General features: G+C 54.4%; 1 rRNA gene. It reads right to left on the bottom strand.

The window, feature by feature from the left end:
* Positions 1-1,058, bottom strand: a 23S ribosomal RNA gene (locus ACFODV_RS15215); the annotation flags it as partial.

The following is a 1,058-nucleotide window of genomic DNA, read 5'->3' as shown; positions in this document are numbered from 1 at the left end:
GCCCTTCACACTACGCCGGCGTGCCTTCTCCCGAAGTTACGGCACCATTTTGCCTAGTTCCTTCACCCGAGTTCTCTCAAGCGCCTTGGTATTCTCTACCTGACCACCTGTGTCGGTTTGGGGTACGGTCCCACTGTATCTGAAGCTTAGAGGCTTTTCCTGGAAGCGTGGCATCGATGACTTCCTGACCGTGGTCAGTTCGTCTCGCCTCTCGGCCTTGAGGATCCGGATTTACCTGAACCCTCAGCCTACCGGCTTTCACCAGGACAACCAACGCCTGGCTCACCTAGCCTTCTTCGTCCCCCCATCGCAATACAGTGAGGTACGGGAATATTGACCCGTTTCCCATCGACTACGCCTTTCGGCCTCGCCTTAGGGGCCGACTCACTCTGCTCCGATTAGCGTCGAACAGAAACCCTTGGTCTTCCGGCGGGGGAGTTTTTCACTCCCCTTGTCGTTACTCATGTCAGCATTCGCACTCGTGATACCTCCAGCAGACTTCTCAATCCACCTTCATCGGCTTACACGACGCTCCTCTACCGCTCATCCAGAGGATGAACCCGTAGCTTCGGTACCTGGTTTGAGCCCCGTTACATCTTCCGCGCAGGCCGACTCGACTAGTGAGCTATTACGCTTTCTTTAAAGGATGGCTGCTTCTAAGCCAACCTCCTAGCTGTCTGAGCCTTCCCACATCGTTTCCCACTTAACCAGGATTTCGGGACCTTAGCTGACGGTCTGGGTTGTTTCCCTTTTCACAACGGACGTTAGCACCCGCTGTGTGTCTCCCACGCTGCACTCACCGGTATTCGGAGTTTGCCTCGGGTTGGTAAGTCGGGATGACCCCCTAGCCGAAACAGTGCTCTACCCCCGGTGGTGATACGTGAGGCGCTACCTAAATAGCTTTCGAGGAGAACCAGCTATCTCCGGGCTTGATTAGCCTTTCACTCCGATCCACAAGTCATCCAAATCTTTTTCAACAGATCCTGGTTCGGTCCTCCAGTTGATGTTACTCAACCTTCAACCTGCTCATGGATAGATCGCCCGGTTTCGGGTCTATT

It is taken from the genome of Halomonas tibetensis (genome assembly GCF_042643535.1).
Lineage (GTDB): Bacteria > Pseudomonadota > Gammaproteobacteria > Pseudomonadales > Halomonadaceae > Halomonas > Halomonas tibetensis.
The sequence above is the reverse complement of the archived record's forward strand: the minus strand, read 5'-3'. Positions and strand labels throughout refer to the sequence as shown.